Below are 6,460 nucleotides of genomic sequence, written 5' to 3' on the forward strand. Positions count from 1 at the left end.
CCGCGAGGCCATGCGCACAGATAGGTCGGATTTCCTTCCACCGCGAGGAAGCGTTCGCGAGCCAGATCGCTGAGCAGTGTCGCGGATGCTGGAGCGTGCGATAGGCCGGTTGGCGGAATCATGCGGTGCTTTTCGGTGCAGTTTAGATGGGGACCGCACGCGCCCTCGCCTGCAGTAGTCAGCGCCCCCGCCGACCACGCATATTCGAGAGGAGTAGCCATCGTTTTCGTCACTGCTTTTAACGACGGTCCGACCGGCGAGGCGCCGGTCGGAACACGCGGGGCGCGTGTGCTCCCCATTCCCTCGTGGATGATCATGGACAGGTTCGTGGTATTTCGTCCTTACGCGCAAAATCGGCGCCCAAAGGCTGCCGCCAAATAGATCACGGCGAAGCCGCCGTAAATGACGAGCAGCGCCACATGAATCGCGGTTCGGCCAGGTTGTCCGCGCCAGTGACTGCTGCTGTAGTACGCGAATTGCAGCACCATTCTCAGCGCCCAGAAAAGTCCGATGCCGGCGGCGAGCCAGCGGCAAACCGGATTCGCATTCATTTCGCCGGCGAAGCGAAAGGTCATCACCGCAAAAATGATCAACGTGACGGAGATGAACCAAACGTGAACTTGGAATACCTCGCGGACCAGCAGGGGCAGCCGATTCAAATCCTCCTTTCGACTCATGTTCTGCGAGCGTCTTGATGTGGTTCAGCACGCGTTGATGGATGCAGTGGATGATGAAGTCCGACCAAAGCTGCCAGTAGCTCGCCGGCCACAGGTGATGGTAGTACCAGGTCGTTCCTTCTAATCGCGTGCCCCCGCCCGGAAGGGCCTCCAGGGAGAATTGACCGCCGGTCGAAACGAGGAAGCCATCCAAATGCGGTGGATGCACGTGATGATACGGCGTCCATTCCTGCATAGGAGCGGGATTTTGCGTCACGGCAAATCTCAGCAGCCGCGGCTCCTCCCAGATTTCAATGGGCTCAACAAAAGCTCCAGTCGAGAAGACGCAGTGCCGCACGGCGCCGGGGCCTTGGCCGCGAATTTCGGCGCGCTTCGGATAAGCGATCCCCAGCCGGAAGAGCCATTCGGTCGGTTCCGGCAAATCCGCGAACGCGATCACGTGCTGCCAGACTTGAGAAGGATTGGCATTCACCTCGACAGTGGTTCTCACTTCCATTACCGGAGCGGGCGGTCGTTTCCAGTGTTCGAGGCCGAGCAGCATTGGGACTGTGAGAAACGCCGCGCAGGCAAGTTTCGGTGTGTCTTCGCGGCGCCCCGCTTGAATGAAATAAGCCATCGCGCCGCCGATGAGCGCGACGCCGCCCGCCAACGGCGCCGCCATCAAGAGGCAAATGATCCCTTCGAAAGCAAACGCGAGCAGACCTGCGCCCGCGCAAGCCACCGCCAGGAGCGCCGCGACCATGCAATCACCGAAGGATCGAGGCCGGTGATATCCGTAGATCAAGACGGTGATGAATCCCATGGCGAACGGTGTCCCCACGAAGAGCCCCCAGCCATAGACTCTCAGAAATTGCGCCCCCAAGGCGGTCGCGCCCACGGCCAAGACCAGTGAAACGCCCAGCCCCAGGAGCGCGCTGCCGAGTGGTTGTTCCGGAATCAGGCGATCCAGCCAGGAGATGGTTCTAGTCCGGCGATCAGAAGAAGGTCCATCAGCCGTGCGCGCGGGCAAGATCGCCAGCGCCGCAAACAAGAACCATTTTAACACGGGCATGACAAACAACGCCACGAGCCACAGCGGACGTTGAATCGAGCGCAGCCGGCGCAAGGTCAGCACGGTACCCGCCCACAAGAACGGAAGCGAGAGCGCCAGAAGAATCGGGGCTTGAGCGGCCGGTTCCTTTGCTTGGAACGGCGCAGAGCCCCGGAAATAGTCAGCGACCGACCAGTCGCGATCGAACGCAATCCGCAACACGAAGCGATCCAGACTGTATTTGATAGCAAAGAGCAACGCGCCCCAGAGGACATATTGCGCGCGGTTGATTGTGCCGTTCCACCGCCACAGATCCGAAAGTTTCAGTTTCATTTTGGTTTCACGAGCAATCTGCCTGAGAGTTCTCCCCTCTCCCGTCAACGACGAACAACTGCACGCCCAGCCGAGTCAGCCAGAAAAGCGCAATAAACGCGCAAAGCGACCGCACCACGGCGTCACCTTCAGCCATTCGAGTCGCGTGGAGCAGTGTGAGCGTCCCGAAACTGGCGATGCAAAGCACAATGAAGGCGCCGTAAACCCAGAACAACTGCCGCACCAACCTCGGGAGCGGCGCGAGGTTTTCGCGCCAGTGCAAGCCGCGCGGCACGAGCGCGCTGGCGATCAAAACACAGAAATGGAGCGCACCCGCGATCCGGAGCATGGTTTTGAGTTTCATAGCGGTCTCTCTTCAGAACGCGCCGATCACTTTCAGAAACGGCAGCATGACATGGTTCATGAACGGTGGATGGAAAAACCAGAAGGCGGGACCAGCCGTGAAGAGGATCGTGAACAACCAACTTCGCCAGCCGCGGCTGTGGTTTGGGTTTCTTCCCATGAACCTGACGGTAGGGCGAGCCTGTCCCCAGCGAGCCGAGTCGGACGTGTTCCAGTCACGTCGAGCGGCTCGCCGGGACGGACTCGCCCTGCCGGGTTCATGAGGCGAGAGCATGGTTTTGAAACCAAGCAGGCTTCCCATGAACCGTTCCTCCGGACCGTGGCCTTTAGGCCGCTTCAACGCTCGACTCCGGAGAGTGCGTAAAAGCAGCCTGAAGGCTGCGGTCCGCACGGTTTTCGGTGCAAGGGCCATGCGCATGGCCCTGAGGCCAAGAAAGCTTCCCACGAACCGCCCACCCCGGCCCTCTCTCCCAGTGGGGGAGAGGCTGTCCGCAGGACGGGTGAGGGGGACTCTCAGCGGTTCAAGAGGACGGTTGGCCACGCAACGGTAACCGAGCCGGAGGAGCGGCCTGGCGCCGGGGAGTTGCATCATGGCATAAAAAGGCCAGGCCCACCAAATCGCGCGCGCAATTTGCACCAGCGCATCCGCTCCGCCGAATATTTGGCCGTCGCCCGTGTGCAGCCGCATTTCCCGAAGCAGCTCGTCCGATCCCAGTCCGAGCCGCGCTCGGACCCAGGGCGTTTGGAGCGGGGCTAAATCGAACTGGCGACGTCCGAGGACGGGCGCGAAACGGCGGGCCAGTCGCGTGTACATTGGGCAGGCGCCGTCGTAAAGGACGCAGGCGTTGGGCCGCGTTGCGCCTCCATTATCAGTAATTTCAGTATTCACAGAATCATGGAGCCAAAAACTTGTTCTCACTCAATCATTCGCGATTCCCAACAGCTTCCGCGCTTTGTCGCCGAGCTTCACAAACCGCGTCAGCGCGCCGGTGGGCCATTGACGGATCTGGGCGTACCACGCGGTGGTGGTTTCAAAAAAGGCGCACAGGTCGCGCAGGCGTTGTTCGGTGTATTCGTCGGTCGCTTCGTCCTTCTCGGCTTCGGTGATGCAATCGCGCAACACGGCCACGGTCGGATCGATCTCGCGCCGCTTCCGCTCGTCCAGGACGATGCGGAACATTTCCCACACCTCTTTCATCGACTCGAAATGGTCGCGCTTGTCCTCCAGCACGTGAACCAGCTTCACGATTCCCCAGCCCTGCAGCTCTTTGAGGCTGGTGCTGACGTTCGAACGCGCGACGCCCAGCGTCTCGGCGAGGGTCTCGGCGGGCAAGGGCCTGGGCGAGAGGTAAAGCAACGCGTGAATCTGGGCGACGGTACGGTTGATGCCCCAGCGTGTGCCCATCTCTCCCCAATGAAGGATGAACCGCTGCTGAACGGGCGAGAGTTTGTTCATAGATACGGTAATTTCTGTCTATACAGAAATTACCGTCAATAAGAATTGCGTCAACAAGTTTTTTTGGCGACCAGGCTCAGCGGGGTAAATCCCCACACTGCCCCCGAACTTCCGACGGCTAACCCGTCCTTCATCTGAAGCGGAGGCACGGGTTTGGCCTGTTCGCCAAATCCAATGCGCCACAGCGAAGTTCGCTTCCTTTCCCCTCACCCTGTCCTTCTCTCCAAGTGCGTGTTTAGCGTGGGTAGGGACGGATTCCACTCCGTCCCAAATCAAGCCTCGAGGCAGACCACTGCCCAGGAAGAGACGATGGACCAACGGAGGCTCCTGGTTTTTCCGTTGTCCTCTCTCCCTTCAAGAGACGCCTCAAGGATTAGTCAGGGACGGAGTGGAATCCGTCCCTGCCAGCGCCGTCGGATCGACAGAAGACCGGCTGCGCGGCAGCGCAGCCCTGCCAAACGTACGGCACCGGTCTGCTTTACAGCGCGCCCAGCGCTTCGGCCAGTCGATCCAAGAAGGGATGCTGAGTCGCTTTCAGCTTTCGCCGCGCCTCCGGGAGAGGGAAGAACTCCACGCGGTCGATCTCTGGGAACTGCTGGATTCTGCCGGAGCGCGGCGGCCATTCCATTTCGAAGGTGTTACAGCGATGGCTTTGGCCATCCGGCCAATCTCCGCGAAACGCCCACGCGTGCACCACCTTCCCGCCCTTCTGCTGGATCGAGCCGAGTGGAAGGAACTCGCCGGTGGGTTCGATCCCGACTTCTTCTTTGAATTCACGGATGGCCGCGGCCAGCAGATCCTCGCCGGGATCTAGTTCGCCTTTGGGAATGCTCCAATGGTTCTCGTCCTTGCGCGCGAACAACGGCCCGCCCGGATGCGCGAGGAAAACCTCCAAACGACCTTCGCGCATTCGGAACATCAGCAGGCCGGCGCTGGTTCGGGTTCTCCGCGTGTGTGGGGAACGTGGATCAAGAGTCATGTTAGCGTGGCGAGATGCTACCGGAAGAAGACCAGGATTCCACAAGCGAAAGCACGCGTAACGCCGGTCCCCCGACCGTCAAGTAAGGAGCCTTTCGAGGCTCCAGGTTTCAGCGCTCTGCAAGAACGGGAGGCAAGAATGCCTCCGTCCTTGCCGACAGGAATGTCAGCGTTACAAAGAAAGTTGGCAACGCGACGGCGCGGGTGTTCAAGGTGTTCACCAGCGAACAGCTTGAACACAACTGCCTCCATTGCGCCAGGCAGCCGTTTTGCCGTAACGCCTTCCAAATCAATCCCGCGTGCCCTTCGCGTTCGTCCGGCATGGCGGCTGCAAGGCGCTAATCCAATGACGAATGTCGAAATCCGAATGACGAAAGAAGTCCGAATGACGAATAACCCAATCCGCTCCGGGCACCGAAGCCGCGCGGTATTTGGCAGTCGTGCTTTGGACATTCTTTCGTCCTTGGTCACTCGTCATTCGTCATTGCTTCCCCGCGCCTTCACCCTCATCGAACTCCTGGTCGTCATCGCCATCATCGCCAGTCGCACTTCCGAAGTGAACTTGAGCAATTCAGATTCCATGAGTAAAATCACAACATGGTTTTCAAGATTGTGGTTCACCCTGAAACGACCGGTGGATACTGGGGTGAGGTCCCGTCCTTGCCGGGTTGCTATTCGGAGGGTGAGACGATCGAGGAGTTGCAGAGCAACCTGCGCGAGGCCATTAGCGGCTACCTGGAAGTGCTTCGCACGGAGGGACGGTCGCCGGACCCTGAAGTGCAGGTGCTCGAGCTTTCCCTATGAGGCCCATTTCCGGCCGCGAGATGTGCCGGTTACTGAGCGAAGCGGGCTGGACTCTCAGACGAATCAGGGGCAGCCACCACATCTTTGGGAAACCTGGCGAACGCAAAATCATCACGGTCCCTGTCCACGGAAACAAGGACCTCAAGCCTGGACTGGCTGCGGCAATCGCCCGCGACGCGAACCTGACTTGGTGAACCGGACGCTGGCCCCACCCGTGGCCCTCATGGCTGCCTTGTGCTCGCCCCCTTCTGCGACCTGGACGCTCAACCCGTCACGCCGGAGCTGGGCGAGGGCGGATCGCTCAACAGAGTTCTCGAACTCGACGGTAAAGGCAGCTACGTCGAACTGCCGCCGAGTATCTATTGCAGAGCGCGGTCCTGCTCATGGCCACGGCGCGAGCCAACCCAAGGCCTTCGTCCTTTCGGAGCCGGTCACGCGGCTGCTTTCAACCAATCGACGAGCTTGTCGCGAATACGAGTCAGTCGCTCCGCCGAGATGGCACCGATAGCGCCAATCAATTGCCGCGAAGCGACGACTGCAACACGCGCGACGCGGATCACACTTTCCTGTCGGAGACCAGTCGTTGCAAAGTCGGAATCACCTGGACGAAGTATTTCATCAAAATCGGGCACAGCCTGATCTAACTGCGTGGAAAGCATGCAAACCCACCAATCATCATGGGGCCCGGGCGGTTGGGCCAAAAGCAACACCGGGCGGCGTTTGCCTTGGATAAGGTCCGTCTGTGGGAATGAAAGCACGGCAATTTGCCCCGGTTGTTTCATTGCCACTTTTGAACCAGATCGTCATCCGAAAATGCGCACCACTCCTCATTTTCCATGC

8 protein-coding genes and 1 pseudogene are annotated in these 6,460 nt (G+C 59.8%); 3 read left to right on the top strand and 6 right to left on the bottom strand.

What is annotated here, in order from left to right; all coding sequences use genetic code 11:
- From FJ398_24980 to FJ398_25000, 5 genes are all read right to left on the bottom strand, one after another.
- A partial coding sequence (locus FJ398_24980) for a hypothetical protein (protein MBM3841149.1) occupies positions 1–2,040 on the bottom strand: 2,040 nt, incomplete at its 3' end.
- Positions 2,041–2,047: 7 nt separating this feature from the next.
- Positions 2,048–2,383, bottom strand: a complete 336-nt coding sequence (locus FJ398_24985; GenBank protein ID MBM3841150.1) for a hypothetical protein — start codon at positions 2,381–2,383, stop codon at positions 2,048–2,050.
- Between the two features lie 12 nt (positions 2,384–2,395).
- Entirely contained in the window at positions 2,396–3,271 is an 876-nt protein-coding gene (locus FJ398_24990; protein ID MBM3841151.1) for a DUF393 domain-containing protein, read from the bottom strand.
- A 30-nt stretch (positions 3,272–3,301) separates the two neighbouring features.
- A complete protein-coding gene (locus tag FJ398_24995) occupies positions 3,302–3,787 on the bottom strand; it encodes a MarR family transcriptional regulator (protein ID MBM3841152.1) in 486 nt (161 codons plus the stop codon).
- Between the two features lie 529 nt (positions 3,788–4,316).
- Entirely contained in the window at positions 4,317–4,817 is a 501-nt protein-coding gene (locus FJ398_25000; GenBank protein ID MBM3841153.1) for an NUDIX domain-containing protein, read from the bottom strand.
- Here FJ398_25000 and FJ398_25005 point away from each other — a divergent pair.
- From FJ398_25005 to FJ398_25015, 3 genes and pseudogenes are all read left to right on the top strand, one after another.
- A pseudogene (locus FJ398_25005) lies at positions 4,674–5,357 on the top strand (prepilin-type N-terminal cleavage/methylation domain-containing protein). The gene FJ398_25000 and the pseudogene FJ398_25005 sit on opposite strands and share 144 nt — an antisense overlap.
- A 56-nt stretch (positions 5,358–5,413) precedes the next feature.
- Entirely contained in the window at positions 5,414–5,620 is a 207-nt protein-coding gene (locus tag FJ398_25010; protein ID MBM3841154.1) for a type II toxin-antitoxin system HicB family antitoxin, read from the top strand.
- On the top strand, positions 5,617–5,814 hold the full coding sequence (locus FJ398_25015) for a type II toxin-antitoxin system HicA family toxin (GenBank protein ID MBM3841155.1): 198 nt from the start codon (positions 5,617–5,619) through the stop codon (positions 5,812–5,814). Before FJ398_25010 ends, FJ398_25015 begins: the two co-directional genes overlap by 4 nt.
- A 237-nt stretch (positions 5,815–6,051) precedes the next feature.
- On the opposite strand, the gene FJ398_25020 is transcribed toward FJ398_25015, so the two are convergent.
- Complete coding sequence (locus FJ398_25020) at positions 6,052–6,402, bottom strand: type II toxin-antitoxin system PemK/MazF family toxin (protein MBM3841156.1); 351 nt, start codon at positions 6,400–6,402, stop codon at positions 6,052–6,054.
- Positions 6,403–6,460 lie beyond the last annotated feature (58 nt).

The organism is Verrucomicrobiota bacterium, from assembly GCA_016871535.1.
In the GTDB taxonomy this organism is placed as follows: Bacteria; Verrucomicrobiota; Verrucomicrobiia; order Limisphaerales; family SIBE01; genus VHCZ01.